This is a genomic window from Pseudomonas maumuensis (genome assembly GCF_019139675.1).
Taxonomy (GTDB): domain Bacteria; phylum Pseudomonadota; class Gammaproteobacteria; order Pseudomonadales; family Pseudomonadaceae; genus Aquipseudomonas; species Aquipseudomonas maumuensis.
The window spans coordinates 3,659,749-3,681,438 of the sequence record NZ_CP077077.1; the positions used below are offsets into that span (position 1 = coordinate 3,659,749).

The following is a 21,690-nucleotide window of genomic DNA, read 5'->3' on the forward strand; positions in this document are numbered from 1 at the left end:
CGCGGTATTCGACCTATCACCCAGGCCCAAGCGAGAACCGCCCCATGAGCAGCCACAGCATCGACGCCGATATCAAGGTCAAGTGGGACGAAGGCCAGAGCGCCTACAGCCCGGGAACCCCCGAGGAGCTATTGCTGATCGCCATCGACCTGCTGGTACGCGATCGTGGCAGCGAGGCGGCGCGTAGCTTCATCGACCAGGTGTTCGAGCGCTACGCGCACCACGACACTATTTCAATCGGGCCAGGCGGGCGCTGAGCAGGTCGAAGAAGCCCTGGGCATCGCCCTCCTCGATCCACAGCACATTGGCCGGCTGCTTGAGCACGCCGTACCAGTCGGCAATGGTCTGGCCGAAGGTCGGGCCTTCGCGGCTGTCGACCACCATGTGTACCTGGCGCCCCTTGAACAGCTCGGGCTTGAGCAGGTAGGCGATGACGCTGGCATCGTGTACCGGGCCGCCGGGCATGCCGTAATTGTCCATGTCGAACTTGATGTAGGCGTTGAGAATGTCCACCACCAGCTTGCTGGCGTTGTTGTTGACCGCGGCGAGCTGCTTGAGGCGCGCGTCACTGGTGAGCACCTTGTGGGTGACGTCCAGCGGCAGGTAGGTGAGCTTCACGCCACTGGCCAGCACCACCTCTGCGGCGTGGGGGTCGGCGAACAGGTTGAACTCCGCCGCCGGGGTGATGTTGCCGCCGTTGAAGTGGGCGCCGCCCATCACCACCACTTCCTTGATACCGTTGACGATCTCCGGCTTCTGGATCAATGCCAGGGCCAGGTTGGTCTGCGGGCCGAGCATGGCGACGGTGATGCTGTGAGGCTCGGCGGTGCTCAGGGTGTCGATCAGGTACTGCACGGCGTTGCCCTGGGCCAGCGGCTTTTTCGGCTCGTGGACCTGGACGCCGGTCAGGCCTTCCTCGCCGTGGACGTTGGCGGCGTAGATCGGCGTGCGCACCATCGGCCGCCCTGCCCCGGCGTACACCGGGATCTCTTCGCGGCCAGCCCACTCACGGGCCAGGCGGGCGTTGCGCGAGGTCTTCTCCAGGCGCACGTTGCCGGCCACGGTGGTGATGGCGCGGATCTTCAGTTCCTCGGGCGAGGCCATGGCCAGCAGCAGGGCGACGACGTCGTCGGCGCCGGGGTCGGTGTCGATGATCAGGTCGCGGGGCGCGGCCATGAGGGAAGTCGCGGCCAGCGCGGACATGAGGACGGCTCCTTGGAGCAGGTTCTTGAGGGACATTCAGCACTCCTTGTTGCTAGGGGGATGGATTCACAAGGGGCCGCTTCGCGGCCCTTTCGCCGGCCAGCCGGCTCCCACAGAGGCGGCCCGAGGCCGCGCCCAACCTGTGGATCGAGGGCGCAAGCCCTCGCATTCGGTCTAGAAAGTCACGCCTGCCACCAGGGCAATATTGCTGTAGGGCTTGCACTCCCCCGTGCGCACCACGGCCCGGGCCTGGTGACACAGGGTCTTGAAGTCGGCGTGGCTCAGCACCTGGCGCTGGCCCAGCTCACCGCCCGCATGCAAGCGCTCGACCTCGGCCAACGCCGGCGGCTGGGCCTTGAACACTTCATCAGCCAGCACATGCCGCTCCACCTGCATCTCGCTCAGCACCACACGCAGCACACTGGCGAAATCCGGGATGCCGGGCGTCAGCGCCAGGTCGATCAGTTCCACCCCCGGCGGCACCGGCAGACCGGCGTCACCAATCACCAGGATGTCGCCATGGCCAAGCCCGGCAATGCTGCGCGACAGGGCGATATTCAGCAGCGCCGTCTTTTTCATGGCGCCAACTCCTTCAACAGGGGGATCGAAGGCTGCGCGCCCACACGGGTTACCGACACAGCGGCGGCGCGCTGACCGAAGGCGATCGCCTCGTCCTCCGACAAGCCCCGCGCCAGGCCGGCGGCAAAACCGCCGACAAAGGTATCGCCGGCCGCCGTGGTATCCACCGGCTGCACCCGCGGGGCCGGGAAATGCCGGCTACCGGCGGCATCGACCAGCAATGCACCGTCGCCGCCAAGGGTGACGATCACCTTCCCCGCCCCCAGCTGGCGCAAGCGCTCGGCCGCTCGACGGGCACTGTCCTGGTCGTTGACCCGCACCCCGGCCAGGGCCTCGGCCTCGCTTTCGTTGGGAATCAGGTAGTCGATGAAGGCATACCACTCCGCCGGCAGCGGCCCGCTGGCCGGCGCCGGGTTGAGGATCACCGTGCGGCCCAGCTCGCGGCCACGGGCCAGGGTCCAGGCCACGGTGGCGCTCGGCACTTCCAGTTGGCAGATGATCACTTCGGCGCGCTGCAGCAGCGTATCGAAACGGCTCACCGACTCTGGGCTGAGCAGGCCGTTGCCACCGGGGATGACGACGATGGCGTTCTGACTGGCGGCATCCACCACGATCAGCGCCACGCCGCTGGACACGCCCGGGCACACGCCCACACCCTGGCAATCGATGCCCTCGGTCAGCAGCGCCTGGCGCAGTTGCTGACCGTAGGCGTCGTCGCCGACGTTGCCGACCATCGCCACGCTGGCGCCCAGCCGGGCCACGGCCACGGCCTGGTTGGCGCCCTTGCCGCCGGGCGCGGTGAAGAAGCTGTCGCCGCTCAGGGTCTCGCCTCCCCGGGGCAGGCGTTGGGCGCGGGCCACCAGGTCCATGTTGAGGCTGCCGACCACTACCACCTTGGCATCCATGGGTATTCCTTAACGGTAATCGTTGAACAGGTCCGGGCGTGGCCCGGTGGATTCGCGCAGCACGATGCGCGGGGCGACGATGCGCTGTTCGGCGGCGCCGTCGCGGCGCGGCGTGACGATGCGCGACAGCAGCAGGCCGGCGGCGCTCTCGCCGAGCTCGCGGATCGACTGGCCGACCGTGGTCAGCGCCGGGTACACGTAGCGGCTCAGCTCGATGTCGTCGAAGCCGATCACCGACAGCTCGCCGGGCACGTCGATATTGCGTTCGGCGGCGGCGCGCAACACGCCGAAGCCGATCATGTCGTTGCCGGCGAAGATCGCCGTGGGCCGCTCGCCGTCGAGCAGGCGCGCCGCGGCGGCGTGGCCACCGGGGCTGGTGAAGTCGCTGTGCAGCACATGACCCGGAGCAATGCGCACGCCGCCCTCGGCCATCGCCCGACGGAACCCGGCCAGGCGCAACTGGCTGACCCCGGTGTCCACCGGGCCGCCGATGGTGGCGATCTCGCGGTGCCCCAGCTCGAGCAGATGACGGGTGGCCAGGTAGGCGCCCTGTTCATGGTCGATGCGCACCAGGTCGGCCTCGACGCCTTCCAGGGCTCGGTCGACGATGACCATCGGCGTACGCACACCGCTGAGGCTGTCGAGCAGGTCGCGATCCTCGCCCACCGAAGCGACGATCAGGCCGTCGATACGCTTTTCCAGCAGCACGCGCAGGTAACTGCGCTGCTTCTGCGGGTTGTCGTCGGAGTTGCACAGGATCACGCAGTAACCGTTGCGCTCGCAGGCGTCCTCGATACCCCGGGCCAGCTCGGCGAAGTACGGGTTGACGCTGTTGGGCACCAGCAAGCCGATGGTGGCGGTGCTGCGCGCCTTCAGCGAGCGGGCCACGGCGCTGGGCACGTAGTCGAGCTCGGCGATCGCCGCCTCGACCTTGAGGCGCACGTGTTCGCTGACCGGACGGGTCTTGTTCAATACATGGGACACGGTGGTGTAGGAAATACCCGCAAGTGCCGCGACGTCTTTGATGGTTGCCATGGTTTCAGTTCCGCCGGTTCGCACGCCGGCTGCGATAAGTGTCGAGTACCACGGCGATGACGATGACCGCCCCGGTGATGATGCGTTTGGTCGGTTCCGAGGCGCCGATCTGGGCCAGGCCTGCGGCCAGCACCGAGATGATCAGCACGCCGAAAAAGGTGCTGATGACCGAACCGCGCCCGCCCATCAGGCTGGTGCCGCCGATCACCACGGCGGCGATCACCTGCAGCTCCATGCCCGAGCCGGCATTGGGGTCGGCGGCCTCCAGGCGCGAGATCTGGAACAGCGCGGCGAGGCCCGCGAGTACGCCCATCAGGGCGAATACCAGGATCTTGTAGGGGCGCGGGTCGATGCCGGCCAGGCGTACGGCCTCTTCATTGGTGCCGATACCGATCAGGTAGCGGCCGAACACGGTACGGGTCAGCACCAGCTGGGCCAGCACGATCACCAGCAAGGCGATGATGAAGGCCGGCGAGATGCCGAAGGCGATCGGGTTGGAGAACCAGGCGAAGGCATCGCCGATGTACGCGGTGCGCGAATCGGTGAACTGATAGGCCAGGCCCCGGGCCATCTCCAGCACACCCAGCGAGACGATGAACGAAGGGATGCGCCAGGCCACGGTGATGCTGCCGGTGACAGTGCCGGCCAGGGCCGCCACGGCCATGCCCAGCAGCGCGGCGGGCAGCACGCTCCAGCCCCAGCCGAGGATGGCGACGCTGACCGTCGAAGCGGCCAAGGCCAGCACCGAGCCCACCGACAGGTCGATGCCGCCGATGATCAGCACGAAGGTCATGCCCACCGCCAGCACCATCAAGTCGGGGATCTGGTTGGCCAGGGTGCTGAAGGTGGCGTAAGACAGGAAATGGCTGCTCAGCAGCGAGAACAGCACGATCATCGCCAGCAAGGCGCCGGCCAGGCCCAGGTAGGTGCCCAGGCCGAAATAGGTGCCGCTGCGGCGCACGGGCGCGGCGCCCGAGGTGTTTGTTGTGGTTTTCATGCGTCCATCCTGGGAGCTGCTTCGTGCAGCAGGGCATCACGTTTCTGGTAGCCAGCGAAGGCGGCGGCAAGCAGTTGGTCCTGGGTCCAATGCTCGCGGTCGAAGGTGTCGATCAGGCGACCGGCGCTGAGCACGGCGATGCGGTCGCAGATCAGCATCAGCTCGCGCAGGTCGCTGGACACCACGACGATGGCCTTGCCCTGGCGGGCGAGTTCGGCGAGCAGGCCATAGATGTCGAACTTGGCGCCGACGTCGATGCCGCGGGTGGGCTCGTCGAACAGCAGCACCTGGCAATCGCGCTCCAGCCAGCGGCCAATCACCACCTTCTGCTGGTTACCGCCGGACAGCTCGCCCACGGCCTGGGCGGGGCTGGCGCTGCGGATGCGCATGGCGCCGATCTGGCGCTCGGCCAGCTCACGCTCGGCGTCCGCATCGAGCACGCCGGCGCGGGACACGGCACCGAGGTTGCCCAGGGCAATATTGGCGCTGATCGACTGGCTCAGCAGCAGGCCTTCGCCCTTGCGGTCCTCGGTGATCAGGGCGATACCGGCCTTGACCGCGGCCTTGGGCGAATCGATGGTCACCACCACCGGCGGCTGGCCGAGGGCGACCTGGCCGCTGTCGGCGCGGTCGGCGCCGTAGATCAGGCGCAGCAGCTCGGTGCGCCCGGCACCGATCAGGCCTGAGATACCGAAGATCTCCCCTGCCCTGACCTCGAACGACACCTCGCGGACCTTGTCGCCACGGCTGAGCTTGTCGACCTTGAGCAGCGGCGCGCCGATCGTGCGCTGGCCGAGGTCGATATGCTCGCCCAGCTCGCGCCCCACCATCAGGTTGACCAGTTGCTCGCTGCTGTAGCGCTGGATCGGCTCGGCGCACACCAGCTTGCCGTCGCGCAGCACGGCGATGCGCTGCGCCACTTGCTGCAACTCTTCGAGGCGGTGGGAGATATACACGATGGCCACGCCGCGCTGGCGCAGGCGCTCGATCTGGGTGAACAGCAGCTCCACCTCGCGGGCGGTGAGCATGGCCGTGGGTTCGTCGAAGATCAGCACATGGCAGTCGCCGATCAGGTTGCGGGCGATCTCGACCATTTGCTGGTGGCCGATGCCCAGCTCGCCGACGGGGGTGTCCGGGTCGATGGCATCCAGGCCGACCTGGGCCATGGCTGCGGTGGCCAACTGGCGCAGGCGCTTCTGGCTGATCCAGCCAAGGCGGCTGGGCAGGTTGTCGAGGAACAGGTTCTCGGCCACGGTCAGCGTCGGCAGCAGGTTGAGTTCCTGCATCACCATGCGCACGCCGAGACGCTCGGCCTCGGCACGGCTGCCGGGGGCGTAGGGCTGGCCGCGATAGAGCATCTGCCCAGTGGTGGGGATCTCCAGGCCGCTGATCAGCTTGGACAGGGTCGACTTGCCCGCGCCGTTCTCGCCGGTCAGGGCCAGCACCTCGCCGCCGCGCAGCTCGAGGGTGACATCGCCGAGCACAGGCTGGGCGTAGGTCTTGCCCAGGCCGCTGACGGCTAGCACGGTTTCATTGGCCGGTACTGACATGGCCATTCTCCTAAATAGACATACCCCCCTGTAGGAGCGGCTTCAGCCGCGATCACCCGCGAAGCGGGTGCCAGGCACCGCAGTGCCTGCATCGCGGCTGAAGCCGCTCCTACAGAGATCACTTTGTCACTTGGTAATCAGCTCGACCGGGGTCTGGATGACATTGTCGGCATCGACGCCTGGCTGCTCGCCCTTGAGCATCTTCAGCGCCGCCTGGATGCCGTACACCGCCTGCTGGCTGGCCGCCTGGTCGAGGGTGGCGAGCACGCGGCCATCCTTGAGCATCGGCTCGATGGCCTTGATGTTGTCGTAGCCGACCACCTGCACCTGGCCGGTCTTGCCGGCGGCGCGCACGGCCGAGACGGCGCCCAGGGCCATGCTGTCGTTGCCGGCCAGCAGCGCCTTCAAGTCGGGGTATTCGTTGAGCATCGAGGCGGCCACGGCGTTGCCCTTGTCGATCTCCCAGTTGCCGGATTGCACCGAGACGATCTTCATCTGCGCGGCTTGCATGGCGTCCTTGAAGCCGGCGGTGCGTTGCTGGGCATTGGTAGTGGTCGGCACGCCTTCGATGATGCCGACCTGGTCACCGGCCTTGAGCTTCTGCTGGGCCAGGTAGTCGCCGACCAGGCGCGCGCCCTTGCGGTTGTCCGGGCCAACGAACGGCACGCTGATGCCCTTGCTCTTGAGGGTTTCGGGGTCGAGGCGATTGTCGATGTTGATCACGATCACGCCCTTGTCCATGGCCTTCTTCACCGCCGACACCAGTGCCTTGGAGTCGGCCGGGGCGATCACCAGGGCCTTGGCGCCCGCGTTGACCATCTGCTCGACGATACGGATCTGCTCGCCGGTGTCGGTTTCGTTCTTGATGCCGTTGGCCACCAGGCTGAAATCGTCAGGGTGCTCTTTCTGGTAGGTCTTGGCGCCGTCTTCCATGGTGCGGAAGAACTCGTTGGCCAGCGACTTCATCACCAAAGCGACCTTGGGCGCTTCCTCGGCGTGGGCGGTGGACAGAGAGAAAAGCAGCGACGAGAAAACGGCGAGGGCCAGCGGACGGCCGGGAAACGGCAGCTTCATGGAAATGACTCCGAATTTTGTGGTTTTTATCGGATCGCAAACGTTTGCGGTAAGCAACTATGGAAACAGCTGTAGGGTTTGTCAAATCCATTGCGTAGGCAGCCAACACTACGCGAGTCGGATTATCCGCAATTTGTCCGAAAAACCGAACACATTTCCTACGCCTGTTCGGCCATCCGAACAGCTGGAAGTTACCTGACCTCTTGGTCTTTTCGAGTACCCCCAGTCATCACAGGGGTTCCAAGATGAAATACGACGAACGGTAGTTGATGGTACGAAATCTGCCTTACAGCAGTGCGACATAACGCACATCTCACCCAGGAAGAGAGAAGCAGAAACGATGAAAACCGCTATCAAGACCTTCGCACCGAGCGCCCTGGCGCTGCTGCTGGTACTGCCGACCACTGTTTCCGCCAAGGAAGCCGCGCAACAACAGAAACTCGCCAACGTGGTCATCCTCGCCACCGGCGGCACCATCGCCGGCGCTGGCGCCAGCGCCGCCAACAGCGCCACCTACCAGGCCGCCAAGGTAGGCATCGACAAGCTGATCGCCGGCGTGCCAGAGCTGAAGGACCTGGCCAACGTGCGCGGCGAGCAAGTGATGCAGGTCGCCTCGGAAAGCATCGGCAACGACGATCTGCTCAAGCTCGGCAAGCGCGTCGCCGAACTGGCCGACAGCAAGGACGTCGATGGCATCGTCATCACCCACGGCACCGACACCCTCGAAGAAACCGCCTACTTCCTCAACCTGGTGGAGAAGACCGACAAGCCGATCATCGTGGTCGGCTCGATGCGCCCGGGCACCGCGATGTCCGCCGACGGCATGCTCAACCTGTACAACGCCGTGGCCGTGGCCAGCAGCAAGGACGCCCGCGGCAAGGGCGTGCTGGTGACCATGAACGACGAGATCCAGTCCGGCCGTGACGTGAGCAAGGCGGTCAATATCAAGACCGAAGCCTTCAAGAGCCAGTGGGGCCCGCTGGGCATGGTGGTCGAGGGCAAGTCGTACTTCTTCCGCCTGCCGGCCAAGCGCCACACCGTCAATTCCGAGTTCGACATCAAGACCATCAGCAAGCTGCCGGCCGTGGACATCGCCTACGGCTACGGCAACGTGACCGACACCGCCTACAAGGCGCTGGCCCAGGGTGGCGCCAAGGCGATCATCCACGCCGGTACCGGCAATGGTTCGGTATCGTCGCGCGTAGTGCCGGCGCTGCAGGAGCTGCGCAAGGACGGCGTGCAGATCATCCGTTCGTCCCACGTCAACCAGGGCGGCTTCGTGCTGCGCAACGCCGAACAGCCTGACGACAAGAACGACTGGGTCGTGGCCCATGACCTGAACCCGCAGAAGGCGCGGATCCTGGCAATGGTCGCAATGACCAAGACCCAGGACAGCAAAGAGCTGCAGCGGATCTTCTGGGAATACTGATCGGCATGCACCTCGGGCTGGTGTGTTGAACATACCGGCCCATCGCGGGGCCAGCCCACCCCACAAAGTCGCCGCAGACTTGTGGGAGCGGGCTGGCCCCGTGCTGCCTTCGATGGAACCAATCCCTCTACTACGGTCTTATACGGCTTTCATCCTACCTGCTGTTGCGAAACGGCTTACAGTGAAATACTGTATGCACATACAGCAAAACAAGGAACAGCCCCGTGGCCAAACCCGCCCCAGCGTCGCCAAGCAGTTATGAACTACTGGGTCAGCGCATCCAGAAGATCATCAACAGCCCCACCGCCCAGCGCAGCCGCGCCGCCCTGATCTTCCGCCTGGAGCACGAATCGCCCGACGACTGGGCCACGCTGCTCGAGGAAATCGCCGAGAACGACAACGTCACCCTCGCCCACCGCGACGATGGCGGCGTGCAGGTGTTCTGGACCGTGCCGAAGGAAGACTGATCGCACATGAGAGTTTCGCTTTTCGCTACCTGCCTGCTGCTGCTCACCCCCCTCGCCCACGCCGACGCCCCGCGCACCTTCCAGGAGGCCAAGAAGGTCGCCTGGAAGCTGTATGCGCCGCAGTCCACCGAGTTTTATTGCGGCTGCAAGTACCAGGGCAACAAGGTCGACCTGGCGTCCTGCGGCTATACGCCGCGCAAGAACCTCAACCGTGCCTCGCGCATCGAGTGGGAGCACATTGTCCCGGCCTGGCAGATCGGCCATCAGCGCCAGTGCTGGCAGGACGGCGGGCGCAAGAACTGCTCGCGCAACGACAAGGTCTACCAGCGCGCCGAGGCCGACCTGCACAACCTGGTGCCAAGCATCGGCGAGGTCAACGGTGACCGCAGCAACTTCAGCTTTGGCTGGTTGCCCGAGCAGCATGGCCAATACGGCAGTTGCCTGACCCAGGTCGACTTCAAGGCCAAGAAGGTCATGCCACGCCCGTCGATCCGCGGGATGATCGCGCGCACCTACTTCTACATGAGCAAGCAATACGACCTGCGCCTGTCCAAACAAGACCGCCAGTTGTTCGAGGCCTGGAACAAGACCTACCCACCGCAGGCCTGGGAGCTGCAGCGCAACCAGCAGGTGGCATGCGTGATGGGACGCGGCAACACCTTCGTCGGCCCGGTCAACCTCAAGGCCTGCGGCTGAAGGCCCTCAGGCCAGCGCTTGCAGATAGGCGCTGGCCTGCTGATACCGGCACAGCCGGGCCACATCGGCCGGGCCTGGGCAAGGGATGCGCGAAAGGTCGCTGTTGTCTGCCAGGTCCGCCAGTTTCACCTGGCGCGCCAAGGGGTCCACACCCAGGCGAATGACGAACGCCTCGTAGCTCTCGCCTTCGCGCCGGCTCAGCGCCAGCAGCGCGGCGAGGATCTTCAGCGGGAAGCCTTCTCGGGCGAGGTCGGCCAGGGTCAATGGCGTGTCTTCCAGCACATCGTGCAACACCGCGACGATGCGCTGTTCGGGGGTGATCACCCGCTCCATCACCCGCAATGGGTGGAGAATGTAAGCCGCCCCGCCTTTGTCGAACTGCCCTTCGTGTGCCTTGATGGCCATCGCGATGGCCCGCTCCAGCGTCGCCATGAGGCGCTCCCCCACTCAACCCGCGCACTAGACAGCATAGCCGCTGCATCATGGGCATGTTTCCTTCGACGTCAAAGCAGCATGGCGGCGTGCTTGCCGCCATCCCCGCTCAAGCTTTTGCCAGCCTTAGGTTTTTTAAGGCTCATGAGTACAAATTTACTAATTTCTCGATCCCCGCCCGCGCCGCATCATCGCGCCAACAAGAACGCGTCGCCCCTTGCCGGCACGCACCCGGGCAGCACCCGATGCCCCACCTTGCCTTGGAGTCAGTCATGACCAGTGCAGCCAATTCGGCACCCCTCATCGAGAAACACACGATCGGCTACGTGCCGCCGCAAGACCGCCATGGAAAGGTAAGGGATCTGTTCACACTGTGGTTCGGCGGCAACATCGCGCCGCTGCCCATCGTCACCGGCGCACTCGGCGTGCAGCTGTTCCACCTCAACCTGGTCTGGGGCATCGTCGCGATCCTCGTCGGCCACCTGCTCGGCGGCGTGCTCATGGCCCTGCATTCGGCCCAGGGCCCGCAGATGGGCATCCCGCAGATGATCCAGAGCCGCGCCCAGTTCGGTTCGCTTGGCGCCCTGCTGGTGGTGGTGATCGCCGGGGTGATGTACATCGGCTTCTTCGCCTCCAACATCGTCCTGGCCGGCAAGTCGTTGCATGGCGTGGTCGAGACGGTGCCGGTGTCCGTGGGCATCGTCATCGGTGCATTGGGCTCGGGCATCATCGGCATCATCGGCTACCGCTTCATCCACGTGCTCAACCGCATCGGTACCTGGGTGCTGGGCATCGGCATCGTGGTCGGCTTCGGCTACATCTTCAGCCATGTGCAGAGCGACGACTTCCTCACCCGTGGCGGCTTCAACCTGGCCGGCTGGCTGGCCACCGTTTCGCTGGCGGCGCTGTGGCAAATCGCCTTCGCGCCCTACGTATCGGACTACTCGCGCTACCTGCCGGCCGACGTGAAGGTCTCCTCGACTTTCTGGACCACCTACCTGGGCTCGGCCCTGGGCTCGAGCCTGTCGTTCATCTTCGGCGCGGTGGCGGTGCTGGCGATCCCTGCCGGGATGGACACCATGGACGCGGTCAAGCTCGCCACCGGCACCCTCGGCCCGCTGATGCTGGTGCTGTTCCTGCTCAGCGTGATCAGCCACAACGCCCTCAACCTATACGGCGCGGTGCTGTCGATCATCACCCTGGTACAGACCTTCGCCTATCGCTGGATCCCCACTGCCAAGAGCCGCGCCGTGCTGTCGCTGCTCGTGCTGGCGGCCTGCTGCGTGGTGGCGGTGTTCGCCTCGGCGGACTTCATCGGCCACTTCGTCGACATGGTGCTGGTGTTGCTGGTGGTGCTGGTGCCATGGACGGCGATCAACCTGATCGACTTCTATGTCATCCACAAGGGCGACTACGACATCGACTCGATCTTCAAGGTCGACGGCGGCATCTACGGTCGCTACAACCCCCAGGCACTGATCGCCTACGCGGTGGGTATCGCGGTGCAGATCCCGTTCATGAACACGCCGCTGTATGTCGGGCCGGTGTCCGCACACATCAACGGCGCCGACCTGTCGTGGCTGGTGGGGCTGGCGATCACCTCGCCGCTGTACTGGTGGCTGGCCAGCCGCGACAGCGCGTATCGTCGTCGGCAGGTGGGTGCGAAGCTGGCAGCGGGGGTTTGATCCTACCGGGCCCAATGCCAATCAGAAGACCCGCCTAGGCGGGTCTTCTGTCGTCAATGTCAGCCGCCACGACTCAGGCGCAAAGCCCTAGCGCTCACTACGGAGCATCTCCTTCGGCACATACTTGCCAATCTCATACTTGCCGATCGCCGCCCGATGTACCTCATCCGGCCCGTCGGCCAAGCGCAGGGTACGCTGCATCGCGTACATGTAGGCCAGCGGGAAATCACCGCTCACCCCTGCCCCGCCATGGATCTGGATGGCCCGGTCGATCACCTTCAGCGCCACGTTCGGCGCCACCACCTTGATCTGGGCGATCTCGCTGCGCGCCACCTTGTTGCCGACGGTGTCCATCATGTAGGCGGCCTTCAGGGTCAGCAGCCGGGCCATGTCGATCTCCATCCGCGAGTCGGCGATCTTGTCGACATTGCCACCCAGCCGCGCCAGTGGCCGACCAAAGGCGGTGCGCTCGACCGAGCGCTTGCACATCAGCTCCAGGGCGCGTTCGGCCATGCCGATCGAACGCATGCAATGATGGATGCGCCCAGGCCCGAGGCGGCCCTGGGCGATCTCGAAGCCACGGCCCTCGCCGAGAAGCACGTTCTCGTAAGGCACCCGCACGTTCTCGAACAACACTTCGGCATGGCCGTGTGGCGCGTCGTCGTAGCCGAACACCGGCAGTGGGCGGACGATCTTCACGCCGGCTGCGTCGGTGGGCACCAGGATCATCGAGTGCTGTTGGTGACGCTGGCCGTCGGGGTTGGACAGGCCCATGAAGATCATCACCTTGCAGCGCGGATCGCAGGCGCCGGAGGTCCACCATTTGCGGCCATTGATCACCCACTCGTCACCGTCGCGGACGGCCGTGGCGGCCATGTTGGTGGCATCCGAAGAGGCCACGTCCGGCTCGGTCATGGCGAACGCCGAACGGATCTCGCCACGCAGCAGCGGCTCGAGCCACTGGCGCTTCTGCGCCTCGCTGCCGTAGCGCACCAGCACTTCCATGTTGCCAGTGTCCGGCGCCGAGCAGTTGAACGGCTCGGGCCCCAGCAGCGAGCGCCCCATGATCTCGGCCAACGGCGCGTACTCAAGGTTGCTCAGCCCTGCGCCATATTCGGATTCGGGCAGGAACAGGTTCCACAGCCCTTCCTCGCGGGCCTTGGCCTTGAGCTCCTCCATGATCGCGGTAGGCTGCCAGCGGTCGCCCTCGGCAACCTGGCGCTCGAACACCGGCTCGGCCGGGTAGACGTATGCATCCATGAATGCGCTGACGCGCTCGCGCAATGCCTGGACCTTGGGCGAATAGGCGAAATCCATCGGGGCTACCTTCCGTCAATGAAGAACATGGCCCTGAGCCTAGAACAGCGACCCTTCATCCACCTAGTCTATTTTCTATGTGTATAAACATTCATAAGCAATATATGATCGCCCCAATAACTCCAACAAAGAGCGGCGCCCATGAACCTCAGCAAGGTCGACCTCAACCTGTTCATCGTCTTCGACGCGATCTACACCGAAGCCAACCTGACTCGCGCCGGGCAGATCGTCGGCATCACCCAGCCGGCTGTGTCCAATGCTCTGTCACGTCTGCGCGAGACGTTCAATGACCCGCTGTTCGTGCGCACTGCCCAGGGCATGGTGCCCACGCCCATGGCGCAGAACATCATCGGCCCGGTGCGCAATGCGCTGTCGCTGCTGCGCACCTCGGTGCAGGAAAGCCGCATCTTCACTCCGCTGCAGGCGAGCAAGACCTTCCGCATCAGCATGACCGACCTTACCGAGGCGGTGATCCTGCCGCCGCTGTTCCAGCGCCTGCGCCGGCTCGCCCCGGCGCTGGTGATCGAGAGTTTCCTGTGCAAGCGCCGCGAGACCACCAAGGAACTGGCCGCCGGGCGCCTGGACTTCGCCGTCGACGCGCCGCTGAACACCGACCCGCAGGTGCGTCACGTCAAGCTCATGCAAGACCGCTATGTCTGCGCCATGCGCCCCGGCCACCCCCAGGCCGACGGCAAGCTGACCCTGGACAGCTACCTGGCCATGACCCACATCCATATCTCCAGCCGCCGCAACGGTCTGGGCTATGTGGACCTGGCCCTGGGCAAGATGGGCGTGCAGCGCCGTGTCGCCCTGCGTTCGCAGCACTACCTGATGGCCTCCCAGGTGTTGCAGCAGACCGACATGGTCATGACCGTGCCCGAGCGTTTCGCCCGCCGCCACCAGTTGCGCCACCAGCCACTGCCGGTGGAGGTACCGGCGCTGGAGACTCACCTGTACTGGCACGAAAGCACCGACCAGGACCCGGCCAACCGCTGGATGCGCGAGCAGATCATCGAGCTGTGCGAGCGGGTGGCGGCCCAGGACGACCAGGAGCAGCCAAGCCCGGCAATCGCATCGGCCTGAGTCGCCTACACTGTCGGTGATTGCCTCTGAACCCAGGAGCCACTCATGGACGACAGCCAACATGGCAAGCCACCGACCTTCTGGCAGATGCTGCAAAGCATCCTCGCCGCGGCGTTTGGCGTGCAAAGCGGCAAGAACCGCGCCCGCGACTTCACCTATGGCAAGGCCAGCCATTTCATCGTGATGGGGACGGTGTTTACGCTGATCTTCATCTTCGTGCTGATCGGCCTGGTGCAACTGGCGATGCACCTGACGGCGCGCTAGTCGCGCCGGGCATTACAGCCTGCCAAAACGCAATCCGCCCGCGGATGTCCCTTCCGCGGGCGGTTCAGGTGTTTCTCACGGTCTTGAGTGGTTGTCCGCTATTGATGGCTGACCCAGTACACCGCGGTGACCACCACCAGCACGATCAGACAGAGGATCGCCCAGGCATCGACACTGCTGTCAGCTTTGCGGACTTTGCTAGAGTTTCCCATTGCATTGCCTCTTGTAGTGTTTATGGGAATGCACTTCACAAGCAGCAGTTAAGTCCAGCAATGCCCTTCGCTCAAGCAGGGTCTTTCAATACTCGACGGGTGACGTGAGAAACGGGTAGCGGAAATCCGCTGGCCGCCCTTCGGCACTGAAACGGTGGAAGTCGATACCGTGGCCATCCTGCTCCAGCAGCTTGAGCCAGCGCCGCGCCTTGGCCGGGTCGATCAGTTGCAGGGCCGGCGCGCTGTGCTCGCGCTGGCCGTCGCGGTCCACCGCCAGCCCTTGGGCATCGTCATGCAACATGACCATGGCCCAGCCGCCCAAGGTGAAATGCCCGCCCATGAGCACGCTCAAACGCCCGTCGATCCGCGCGCGCAGGGCCTCGGGCGAGCTGTTGACCGCACTGAACAGCGCATCGCGCCCCGGCACCTTGCCCAGCGCTTCGAAGGCCTGCATGGCGCCGAAGGCCATCTGGTCGTTGGCCGACCACACCAGGCGGGTGCCAGGGTAACGCTCAAGCAGCATCTGCGCCTGTTCGAAGGCACGCTCGCGGCTCCAGCCGCCATACACCACCTGGCGCAAACGCACCTGGGGAAACTCGGCCAGCGCCCGACGCATGCCCTGCACGCGTAACTGCGAGGCCGGCGTGGTCTTGACCCCGGCAAAGGCCAGCAGGTCTACCGGCCCGGCATCGACAGGCAGTTGCGCAGCCAGCGCCTTGAGCATCTGGTAACCGGCATCCTCGTCGTTGCTGACTAGCGTGCCGAGCACTTCGGGGTACTTGTCCGGCTGCGCCTGGACGCTACGCGCCTGGCTGTCGGTGAGCCCGTTGTTGACCAGGAACAGCTTGACCCCGGTCCCCCGCGACAGGCGGATGATCTCGGGGGCGACATACAGTTCGTTGACCAGCACCAGGTAGTCCGGGCGCTGCGCTCCTTGCAGCACCTCCCGGGCCTGGGTCAGCGCGAGGTCGGCGCGGCGCTCGCTGTACTGCACGCGCAACGTCATGCCCAGGTCGCTGGCGGCGGCCTGCATGAAGCGTGAATAGTCGACCCAGAACGTTTCGTTGGAGTAGCCCGGATTGAGGAACACCACCGACGCGGCCTGTGCGCTCGCTGCCAGTGGCAGGCTCAGGCACAGGCTCTGGCACAAGGCCTTGAGCATGCTGTTACATCCCTGCGAAGCAAACCCCGGATTATAGCCCTGCGATGTACCGCTGCGGACAAATGCCAGTCAGTCTCACTTAGTCCAAATGGTTCTTTTCATATGCAAAAACATCACTTTAGCGCATAAACCCACTCTGCTATCGTTCCCCCGCTCCGCCCCGGAGTGCGCGGCCGTGCGCGCGATTAGCTGCATGCAGCCTGAGACAGGACTTATATGTACGTATACGACGAGTACGATCAGCGGATCATCGAGGACCGCGTCAAGCAGTTCCGTGATCAGACCCGCCGCTACCTGGCCGGTGAGCTGAGCGAAGAAGAATTCCGCCCTCTGCGCCTGCAGAACGGCCTGTATATCCAACGTTTCGCGCCGATGTTGCGAGTCGCCGTGCCCTATGGCCAGCTGAACGCACGCCAGACCCGCATGCTGGCGAAGATCGCCCGCGACTACGACAAGGGCTACGCGCACATCAGCACGCGCCAGAACGTGCAGTACAACTGGCCGGCGCTCGAAGACATCCCCGAGATCCTCGCCGAGCTGGCCACCGTGCAGATGCACGCGATCCAGACCAGCGGCAACTGCCTGCGCAACGTCACCACCGACCAGTTCGCCGGTGTCGCCGCCGACGAGCTGGTCGACCCGCGCCCGTGGTGCGAGATCGTCCGCCAGTGGACCACCTTCCACCCGGAATTCGCCTACCTGCCGCGCAAGTTCAAGATTGCCGTCAACGGCTCGAGCGACGACCGCGCCGCCATCGAAGTACACGACATCGGCCTGGAGCCGGTGCGCAACGCAGCCGGTGAACTGGGCTTCCGCGTGCTGGTCGGCGGCGGCCTGGGCCGTACCCCGGTGATCGGTTCGTTCATCAACGAGTTCCTGCCCTGGCAGGACCTGCTCAGCTACCTGGACGCCATCCTGCGCGTGTACAACCGTTACGGCCGCCGTGACAACAAGTACAAGGCGCGGATCAAGATCCTGGTCAAGGCCCTCACCCCGGAAGTGTTTGCCGAGAAGGTCGAGGCCGAGATGGCCCACCTGCGCGGCGGCAGCACCACCTTGACCGAAGCGGAAGTCGAGCGCGTGGCGCGCCATTTCATCGACCCCGACTACCTGGCCCTGGACAACGTCGACTACAGCGCGCAGGACCAGGAACATCCAGGCTTCGCCCGCTGGCGTTCGCGCAACACCCGCGCGCACAAGAAGCCGGGCTACGTCGCCGTGACCCTGTCGCTCAAGCCCACCGGCGTCGCCCCGGGCGATCTGACCGATAAGCAGCTCGACGCCGTCGCGGACTTCGCCGAGCGCTACAGCTTCGGCTACCTGCGCACCTCCCACGAGCAGAACATCATCCTCGCCGACGTCGAGCAGCGTCAGCTGCACGCGCTGTGGCTGGAGCTGCGCGAGCAAGGCTTCGCCACCCCGAACATCGGCCTGCTGACCGACATCATCTGCTGCCCGGGCGGTGACTTCTGCTCGCTGGCCAACGCCAAGTCGATCCCGATCGCCGAATCCATCCAGCGCCGCTTCGACGACCTGGACTATCTGTTCGACATCGGCGAACTCGACCTGAACATCTCCGGCTGCATGAACGCCTGCGGCCACCACCACGTCGGCCACATCGGCATCCTTGGCGTGGACAAGAAGGGCGAGGAGTTCTACCAGGTCTCGCTGGGCGGCAATGCCGCGCGCGACGCGAGCCTGGGCAAGATCCTCGGCCCCTCCTTCGCCCAGGACGCCATGGCTGACGTGATCGAGAAACTGATCAGCGTGTATGTCGAGCAGCGCACCGAAGACGAGCGCTTCATCGACACCTACCAGCGGATCGGCATCGACCCCTTCAAGGAACGCGTCTATGCAGCGAATCATTAAGAACAACCAGATCGTCGACGAAACCTGGCACCTGCTGCCCAAGGACGTCTCGATCGACGAGCTGACCAACTGCGACGACTACATCGTGCCGCTGCAGCTGTGGCGCGACCATCCGAGCCTGCTCAAGGCCCGCGACGGCGGCCTGGGCATCTGGCTGGACAGCGACGAGGAAGCCGAGGAAATCGGTGAGGACGTCGAGCACTTCCAGGTCATCGCCCTGAACTTCCCGGCCTTCACCGACGGGCGTAACTACTCCAACGCGCGCCTGCTGCGTGACCGCTACAAGTTCAAGGGCGAGCTGCGCGCCATTGGCGATGTGCTGCGCGACCAGCTGTTCTACATGGCCCGCTGCGGTTTCGACGCCTTCGCCATCCGTGCCGACAAAGACCCGGAAGACGCGCTGCAGAGCCTGAAGGACTTCTCGGTGACCTACCAGGGTGCCACCGACGAGCCGCTGCCGCTGTTCCGCCGCCGCTGATCGTCGCCCCGCCCTTACGAAACAACCCGCCATTCGGCGGGTTGTTTCGTTTCAGCAGCCCATTAGCGCAGCGGAACGTAGATATCGGTCTGCCACTGCTCCAACGGTGTGTGCGGATAGATGCTCAGGTAATGGAAGAACAACGGGTGATCGCGCAGTTCCTCGCCACTGCCCGGCAACCAGTCGCGGTAGAGCGGGTAAATGGTCTCACCGATGTGGTCCGGGGAGCCGACATGCCGTACCACCGCACAGCGCCCGGCTGGCAGGCTAGACTCCCGCACACCTTGGTCGTTCGGCGCCACGGCCTCATGGATTTCCCCGCAAACGGCAAAGCGGAAGTCTTCCGGCGCGGTCGTGTCCGGATTGTTGTAGGGGATGCCGAAGCTGCGGCTGCTGGCCACGGGCGATTGCCCGCTGCTCATGCGCCAGTCGATGAACCGGCGCACGGTTTCGCTGACCTGGCTCGGCGGCCCCCGATGTTCGAGCGCGGCAAGGCGCACGGCGGCGAAATCGACGATTCGTACCTGCATGGTGATGCTCCTGGAAAAATGAGGAATGGCAAACACCGTATTCCATACCTGCCAGTCAGGCCGGCGGCGAAACGCGCTGGGCGCATGCCCGAAGGCCCGCCTGAACGCCCTGCTGAATGCCTCGGGGCTTTCGAACCCCGCCGCCAGTGCCGCGTCCAGCACCGAGTGTTCGGGCTGGCCAAGCAACCGATGCGCGGCACGGCGCAGGCGCATCAGTTGCACATAACGAGCAACCGGGACGCCCACATAGGCACTGAACTGACGGTGAAAATGAAACACCGAAAAATGTGCCACGGCGCTCAAGGTTTCCACCGACAGGTCACCTTCGAGGTTGTCCTCGATATAGGCAAGCACGGTCTCGAACCGCTGCTGGTAAAGGGCATTGACTGACAACTCAGGTTGCTCCTGGAGATACGGCAGGCCACAGCTTCGTCGATCCAGCCATGGTCCCGCCTAGCCGCACTTGCTCAATCACAACATCCATCCTCCGGTAGCGCTATCACCGCCCGCCGACGCCGCATTATTGTCACGCCCCGATCACAACCCAACCCCGCATTCATGACTCCAGCTCAAAGGACCTTGGTTTGCCGAGGCCTTAATCAATCCCGTTGAACCGCGCACACTGCACGCATTCACTCGACAGGAGCAGATCCATGAGCATTCCATCCTTTGGCCTGGGCACCTTCCGCCTCACCGGCCAGGCCGTCATCGACTCGGTCAAGTCGGCGCTGGAGCTGGGCTACCGCGCCATCGACACCGCGCAGATCTACAAGAACGAAGCCGAGGTCGGCCAGGCCATCGCCGAAAGCGGCGTGCCGCGCGACGAATTGTTCATCACCACCAAGATCTGGGTCGACAACTATGCCGCCGACAAGCTGATCCCCAGTCTGCGCGAAAGCCTGGCCAAGCTGCGCACCGAGCATGTCGACCTGCTGCTGATCCACTGGCCGGCGCCGGGCAACGGCGTCGAGCTGCACGAGTACATGCAGGCCCTGGCCGAAGCCAAGCGCCTGGGCCTGACCCGCCAGATCGGTATCTCCAACTTCAACGTCGAGCTGACCCGCCAGGCCATCGCCGCGGTCGGCCAGGGCGAGATCGCCACCAACCAGATCGAGCTCAGCCCATATCTGCAAAACCGCAAGCTGGCTGCCTTCCTTGCCGAGCAAGGCATCACCACCACCTCCTACATGACCTTGGCCTATGGCAAGGTTCTGAAGGATCCGCTGCTGGCGCAAATCGCCGCCAAGCACAAAGCCACCGTGGCCCAGGTGGCCTTGGCCTGGGCATTGCAACTGGGCTATGCGGTGATCCCTTCATCGACCAAGCGCGAGAACCTGGCCAGCAACCTGCTCGCCCAGAGCCTGCGCCTGGACGCAGACGACATGGCCCGCATCGCCACCTTGGAACGCAATGGCCGCGAAGTCAGCCCGGATGGCCTGGCGCCGGTCTGGGACTGAGCTTCGCCGGGCATGGAAGCCCACCGCCCCGCTCTCAACCGCTTTTTCGGAGCTCCCAATGAGCACGCTTTCCCCCAAACGAGTGCTGTTCGCCCTGGCCATTGGCGCCTTCGGCATCGGCACCACAGAGTTCACGCCCATGGGCCTGCTGCCGGTGATCGCCGACGGCGTTGGCGCCAGCATTCCCAGCGCCGGCATGCTGATCACCGCCTATGCCATCGGCGTGATGGTCGGCGCGCCAATCATGACCTTGCTGTTCAGCCGCTTCGGCAAGCGCGCCGCACTGATGATGCTGATGGGCATATTCACCCTCGGCAACCTGCTCTCGGCCCTGTCGCCGGACTACTACACCCTGCTCCTCTCGCGTCTGATCACCAGCCTCAACCACGGCGCCTTCTTCGGCCTGGGCGCTGTGGTCGCCGCCAGCGTGGTGCCCCGAGACAAGCAGGCCAGCGCCGTGGCCACCATGTTCATGGGCCTGACCATCGCCAACATCGGCGGCGTGCCGGCCGCCACCTGGCTTGGGCAACAGGTCGGCTGGCGCATGGCCTTCGCCGGCACCGCGGTGCTCGGCCTGTTGGCGATCGCGGCGCTGTGGTACGCCCTGCCCAAGGGCGAGCGCGGCAGTGTGCCCCATGTACGCAGGGAACTGGCGGTGATCGCCCGTCCCAACGTGCTGCTGGCAATGGCTACCACGGTGCTTGGCGCTGGTGCGATGTTCACCCTGTACACCTATGTCGCCCCGGTGCTTGCCGAACTGACCGGCGCCTCCGACAGCTTCGTCACCCTGGGCCTGGTGCTGATTGGCGTCGGCTTTACCCTGGGCAACAGCCTGGGCGGCAAGCTGGCCGACTGGTCGTTGGACGGCGCCGCGCGGATCTTCCTCGGCGTGCTGGCGGCGATCATGCTACTGATGCCACTGGTGCTGGGCAGCCATATCGGCGCCGCGCTGGCGTTGCTGGTGTGGGGCGTGTTCACCTTCGCCGTGGTGCCGCCGCTGCAGATGCGGGTGATGACCGCCGCCGCCGAGGCGCCGGGGCTGGCGTCCTCAATCAACGTGGGCGCGTTCAACCTGGGCAATGCCGTCGGTGCAGCCCTGGGTGGCGCGGTGATCAGCCTGGACCTGGGCTACGCGGCAGTGCCGATGGCCGGAGGCTTGCTGGCAGCAACCGGGTTACTGCTGGTGTGGCTGGGCGGGCGTGGCAAGGCCAGCGATGAGCCCTTGGGCAACCCAGCCTGACCCCGCCATAACCCCACTACGAAAAC

At 64.9% G+C, this 21,690-nt stretch carries 22 protein-coding genes; 11 read left to right on the plus strand and 11 right to left on the minus strand.

All coding sequences use genetic code 11. The annotated features are described in order from the left end of the window. The first annotated feature begins 44 nt into the window (after nt 1-44). Entirely contained in the window at nt 45-257 is a 213-nt protein-coding gene (locus tag KSS90_RS16215; protein ID WP_023632517.1) for a hypothetical protein, read from the plus strand. On the opposite strand, the gene KSS90_RS16220 is transcribed toward KSS90_RS16215, so the two are convergent. The 7 genes from KSS90_RS16220 to KSS90_RS16250 all read right to left on the minus strand — a co-directional run bounded on the left by KSS90_RS16220 (nt 229) and on the right by KSS90_RS16250 (nt 7,343). After that, on the minus strand, nt 229-1,239 hold the full coding sequence (locus KSS90_RS16220; RefSeq protein WP_217866397.1) for a nucleoside hydrolase: 1,011 nt from the start codon (nt 1,237-1,239) through the stop codon (nt 229-231). The genes KSS90_RS16215 and KSS90_RS16220 overlap by 29 nt on opposite strands. A gap of 138 nt (nt 1,240-1,377) precedes the next feature. Further along, nucleotides 1,378-1,782, minus strand: a complete 405-nt coding sequence (gene rbsD, locus KSS90_RS16225; protein ID WP_217866398.1) for a D-ribose pyranase — start codon at nt 1,780-1,782, stop codon at nt 1,378-1,380. After that, nucleotides 1,779-2,687 carry a ribokinase gene (gene rbsK, locus KSS90_RS16230; RefSeq protein ID WP_217866399.1) on the minus strand — a complete coding sequence of 303 codons (909 nt, stop codon included), beginning with the start codon at nt 2,685-2,687 and terminating at the stop codon, nt 1,779-1,781. Before rbsK ends, rbsD begins: the two co-directional genes overlap by 4 nt. Before the next feature lie 9 nt (nt 2,688-2,696). Then, entirely contained in the window at nt 2,697-3,722 is a 1,026-nt protein-coding gene (locus KSS90_RS16235; protein ID WP_217866400.1) for a LacI family DNA-binding transcriptional regulator, read from the minus strand. Between the two features lie 4 nt (nt 3,723-3,726). Continuing rightward, nucleotides 3,727-4,719 (minus strand): ABC transporter permease, encoded by a 993-nt coding sequence (locus tag KSS90_RS16240; protein ID WP_217866401.1) that lies wholly within the window; start codon nt 4,717-4,719, stop codon nt 3,727-3,729. Then, nucleotides 4,716-6,269 (minus strand): sugar ABC transporter ATP-binding protein, encoded by a 1,554-nt coding sequence (locus KSS90_RS16245; protein ID WP_217866402.1) that lies wholly within the window; start codon nt 6,267-6,269, stop codon nt 4,716-4,718. Before KSS90_RS16245 ends, KSS90_RS16240 begins: the two co-directional genes overlap by 4 nt. Before the next feature lie 126 nt (nt 6,270-6,395). Then, nucleotides 6,396-7,343 carry a sugar ABC transporter substrate-binding protein gene (locus KSS90_RS16250; RefSeq protein WP_217866403.1) on the minus strand — a complete coding sequence of 316 codons (948 nt, stop codon included), beginning with the start codon at nt 7,341-7,343 and terminating at the stop codon, nt 6,396-6,398. Nucleotides 7,344-7,683: 340 nt separating this feature from the next. Between KSS90_RS16250 and KSS90_RS16255 the strand changes: the two genes are divergently transcribed. From KSS90_RS16255 to KSS90_RS16265, 3 genes are all read left to right on the plus strand, one after another. Then, complete coding sequence (locus KSS90_RS16255) at nt 7,684-8,772, plus strand: asparaginase (RefSeq protein ID WP_186716449.1); 1,089 nt, start codon at nt 7,684-7,686, stop codon at nt 8,770-8,772. A 224-nt stretch (nt 8,773-8,996) separates the two neighbouring features. After that, on the plus strand, nt 8,997-9,239 hold the full coding sequence (locus tag KSS90_RS16260; RefSeq protein WP_046855153.1) for a DUF1654 domain-containing protein: 243 nt from the start codon (nt 8,997-8,999) through the stop codon (nt 9,237-9,239). Nucleotides 9,240-9,245: 6 nt separating this feature from the next. Further along, on the plus strand, nt 9,246-9,935 hold the full coding sequence (locus KSS90_RS16265) for an endonuclease (protein ID WP_217866404.1): 690 nt from the start codon (nt 9,246-9,248) through the stop codon (nt 9,933-9,935). A gap of 6 nt (nt 9,936-9,941) precedes the next feature. Here KSS90_RS16265 and KSS90_RS16270 read toward each other — a convergent pair whose 3' ends face one another. Then, entirely contained in the window at nt 9,942-10,367 is a 426-nt protein-coding gene (locus KSS90_RS16270) for a GTP pyrophosphokinase (RefSeq protein ID WP_217866405.1), read from the minus strand. A 272-nt stretch (nt 10,368-10,639) separates the two neighbouring features. Between KSS90_RS16270 and KSS90_RS16275 the strand changes: the two genes are divergently transcribed. Beyond that, nucleotides 10,640-12,052 carry a purine-cytosine permease family protein gene (locus tag KSS90_RS16275; protein WP_217866406.1) on the plus strand — a complete coding sequence of 471 codons (1,413 nt, stop codon included), beginning with the start codon at nt 10,640-10,642 and terminating at the stop codon, nt 12,050-12,052. Nucleotides 12,053-12,139: 87 nt separating this feature from the next. Here KSS90_RS16275 and KSS90_RS16280 read toward each other — a convergent pair whose 3' ends face one another. Next, nucleotides 12,140-13,369, minus strand: a complete 1,230-nt coding sequence (locus tag KSS90_RS16280) for an acyl-CoA dehydrogenase (RefSeq protein WP_102682866.1) — start codon at nt 13,367-13,369, stop codon at nt 12,140-12,142. A gap of 141 nt (nt 13,370-13,510) precedes the next feature. On the opposite strand from KSS90_RS16280, the gene KSS90_RS16285 reads away from it, so the two are divergent. Beyond that, a complete protein-coding gene (locus KSS90_RS16285; RefSeq protein ID WP_217866407.1) occupies nt 13,511-14,452 on the plus strand; it encodes a LysR family transcriptional regulator in 942 nt (313 codons plus the stop codon). A 45-nt stretch (nt 14,453-14,497) separates the two neighbouring features. Next, nucleotides 14,498-14,716 (plus strand): DUF2970 domain-containing protein, encoded by a 219-nt coding sequence (locus KSS90_RS16290; RefSeq protein ID WP_094011402.1) that lies wholly within the window; start codon nt 14,498-14,500, stop codon nt 14,714-14,716. Between the two features lie 297 nt (nt 14,717-15,013). On the opposite strand, the gene KSS90_RS16295 is transcribed toward KSS90_RS16290, so the two are convergent. Continuing rightward, nucleotides 15,014-16,090: an ABC transporter substrate-binding protein gene (locus KSS90_RS16295; RefSeq protein WP_217866408.1), complete on the minus strand. Its 1,077-nt coding sequence runs from the start codon at nt 16,088-16,090 to the stop codon at nt 15,014-15,016. 216 nt (nt 16,091-16,306) lie between these two features. On the opposite strand from KSS90_RS16295, the gene KSS90_RS16300 reads away from it, so the two are divergent. Together KSS90_RS16300 and KSS90_RS16305 are read left to right on the plus strand one after the other, a co-directional pair. After that, nucleotides 16,307-17,959 (plus strand): nitrite/sulfite reductase, encoded by a 1,653-nt coding sequence (locus KSS90_RS16300; protein ID WP_217866409.1) that lies wholly within the window; start codon nt 16,307-16,309, stop codon nt 17,957-17,959. After that, nucleotides 17,943-18,437, plus strand: a complete 495-nt coding sequence (locus tag KSS90_RS16305; RefSeq protein ID WP_028691443.1) for a DUF934 domain-containing protein — start codon at nt 17,943-17,945, stop codon at nt 18,435-18,437. Before KSS90_RS16300 ends, KSS90_RS16305 begins: the two co-directional genes overlap by 17 nt. A 62-nt stretch (nt 18,438-18,499) precedes the next feature. On the opposite strand, the gene KSS90_RS16310 is transcribed toward KSS90_RS16305, so the two are convergent. Further along, a complete protein-coding gene (locus KSS90_RS16310) occupies nt 18,500-19,360 on the minus strand; it encodes an AraC family transcriptional regulator (RefSeq protein WP_225933092.1) in 861 nt (286 codons plus the stop codon). Between the two features lie 260 nt (nt 19,361-19,620). Here KSS90_RS16310 and dkgB point away from each other — a divergent pair, with 260 nt between their 5' ends. Then, complete coding sequence (dkgB, locus tag KSS90_RS16315; protein ID WP_217866410.1) at nt 19,621-20,424, plus strand: 2,5-didehydrogluconate reductase DkgB; 804 nt, start codon at nt 19,621-19,623, stop codon at nt 20,422-20,424. Nucleotides 20,425-20,482: 58 nt separating this feature from the next. Continuing rightward, entirely contained in the window at nt 20,483-21,664 is a 1,182-nt protein-coding gene (locus KSS90_RS16320) for an MFS transporter (protein ID WP_217866411.1), read from the plus strand. The last annotated feature ends 26 nt before the right edge of the window (nt 21,665-21,690 follow it).

Bases quoted from the DNA above. Each gene is read 5' to 3' on its own strand.
- KSS90_RS16215 (WP_023632517.1), top strand. From the start codon at position 45: ATGAGCAGCCACAGCATCGACGCCGATATCAAGGTCAAGTGGGACGAA.
- KSS90_RS16220 (WP_217866397.1), bottom strand. From the start codon at position 1,239: ATGTCCCTCAAGAACCTGCTCCAAGGAGCCGTCCTCATGTCCGCGCTG.
- rbsD (WP_217866398.1), bottom strand. From the start codon at position 1,782: ATGAAAAAGACGGCGCTGCTGAATATCGCCCTGTCGCGCAGCATTGCC.
- rbsK (WP_217866399.1), bottom strand. From the start codon at position 2,687: ATGGATGCCAAGGTGGTAGTGGTCGGCAGCCTCAACATGGACCTGGTG.
- KSS90_RS16235 (WP_217866400.1), bottom strand. From the start codon at position 3,722: ATGGCAACCATCAAAGACGTCGCGGCACTTGCGGGTATTTCCTACACC.
- KSS90_RS16240 (WP_217866401.1), bottom strand. From the start codon at position 4,719: ATGAAAACCACAACAAACACCTCGGGCGCCGCGCCCGTGCGCCGCAGC.
- KSS90_RS16245 (WP_217866402.1), bottom strand. From the start codon at position 6,269: ATGTCAGTACCGGCCAATGAAACCGTGCTAGCCGTCAGCGGCCTGGGC.
- KSS90_RS16250 (WP_217866403.1), bottom strand. From the start codon at position 7,343: ATGAAGCTGCCGTTTCCCGGCCGTCCGCTGGCCCTCGCCGTTTTCTCG.
- KSS90_RS16255 (WP_186716449.1), top strand. From the start codon at position 7,684: ATGAAAACCGCTATCAAGACCTTCGCACCGAGCGCCCTGGCGCTGCTG.
- KSS90_RS16265 (WP_217866404.1), top strand. From the start codon at position 9,246: ATGAGAGTTTCGCTTTTCGCTACCTGCCTGCTGCTGCTCACCCCCCTC.
- KSS90_RS16270 (WP_217866405.1), bottom strand. From the start codon at position 10,367: ATGGCGACGCTGGAGCGGGCCATCGCGATGGCCATCAAGGCACACGAA.
- KSS90_RS16275 (WP_217866406.1), top strand. From the start codon at position 10,640: ATGACCAGTGCAGCCAATTCGGCACCCCTCATCGAGAAACACACGATC.
- KSS90_RS16280 (WP_102682866.1), bottom strand. From the start codon at position 13,369: ATGGATTTCGCCTATTCGCCCAAGGTCCAGGCATTGCGCGAGCGCGTC.
- KSS90_RS16285 (WP_217866407.1), top strand. From the start codon at position 13,511: ATGAACCTCAGCAAGGTCGACCTCAACCTGTTCATCGTCTTCGACGCG.
- KSS90_RS16290 (WP_094011402.1), top strand. From the start codon at position 14,498: ATGGACGACAGCCAACATGGCAAGCCACCGACCTTCTGGCAGATGCTG.
- KSS90_RS16295 (WP_217866408.1), bottom strand. From the start codon at position 16,090: ATGCTCAAGGCCTTGTGCCAGAGCCTGTGCCTGAGCCTGCCACTGGCA.
- KSS90_RS16300 (WP_217866409.1), top strand. From the start codon at position 16,307: ATGTACGTATACGACGAGTACGATCAGCGGATCATCGAGGACCGCGTC.
- KSS90_RS16305 (WP_028691443.1), top strand. From the start codon at position 17,943: ATGCAGCGAATCATTAAGAACAACCAGATCGTCGACGAAACCTGGCAC.
- dkgB (WP_217866410.1), top strand. From the start codon at position 19,621: ATGAGCATTCCATCCTTTGGCCTGGGCACCTTCCGCCTCACCGGCCAG.
- KSS90_RS16320 (WP_217866411.1), top strand. From the start codon at position 20,483: ATGAGCACGCTTTCCCCCAAACGAGTGCTGTTCGCCCTGGCCATTGGC.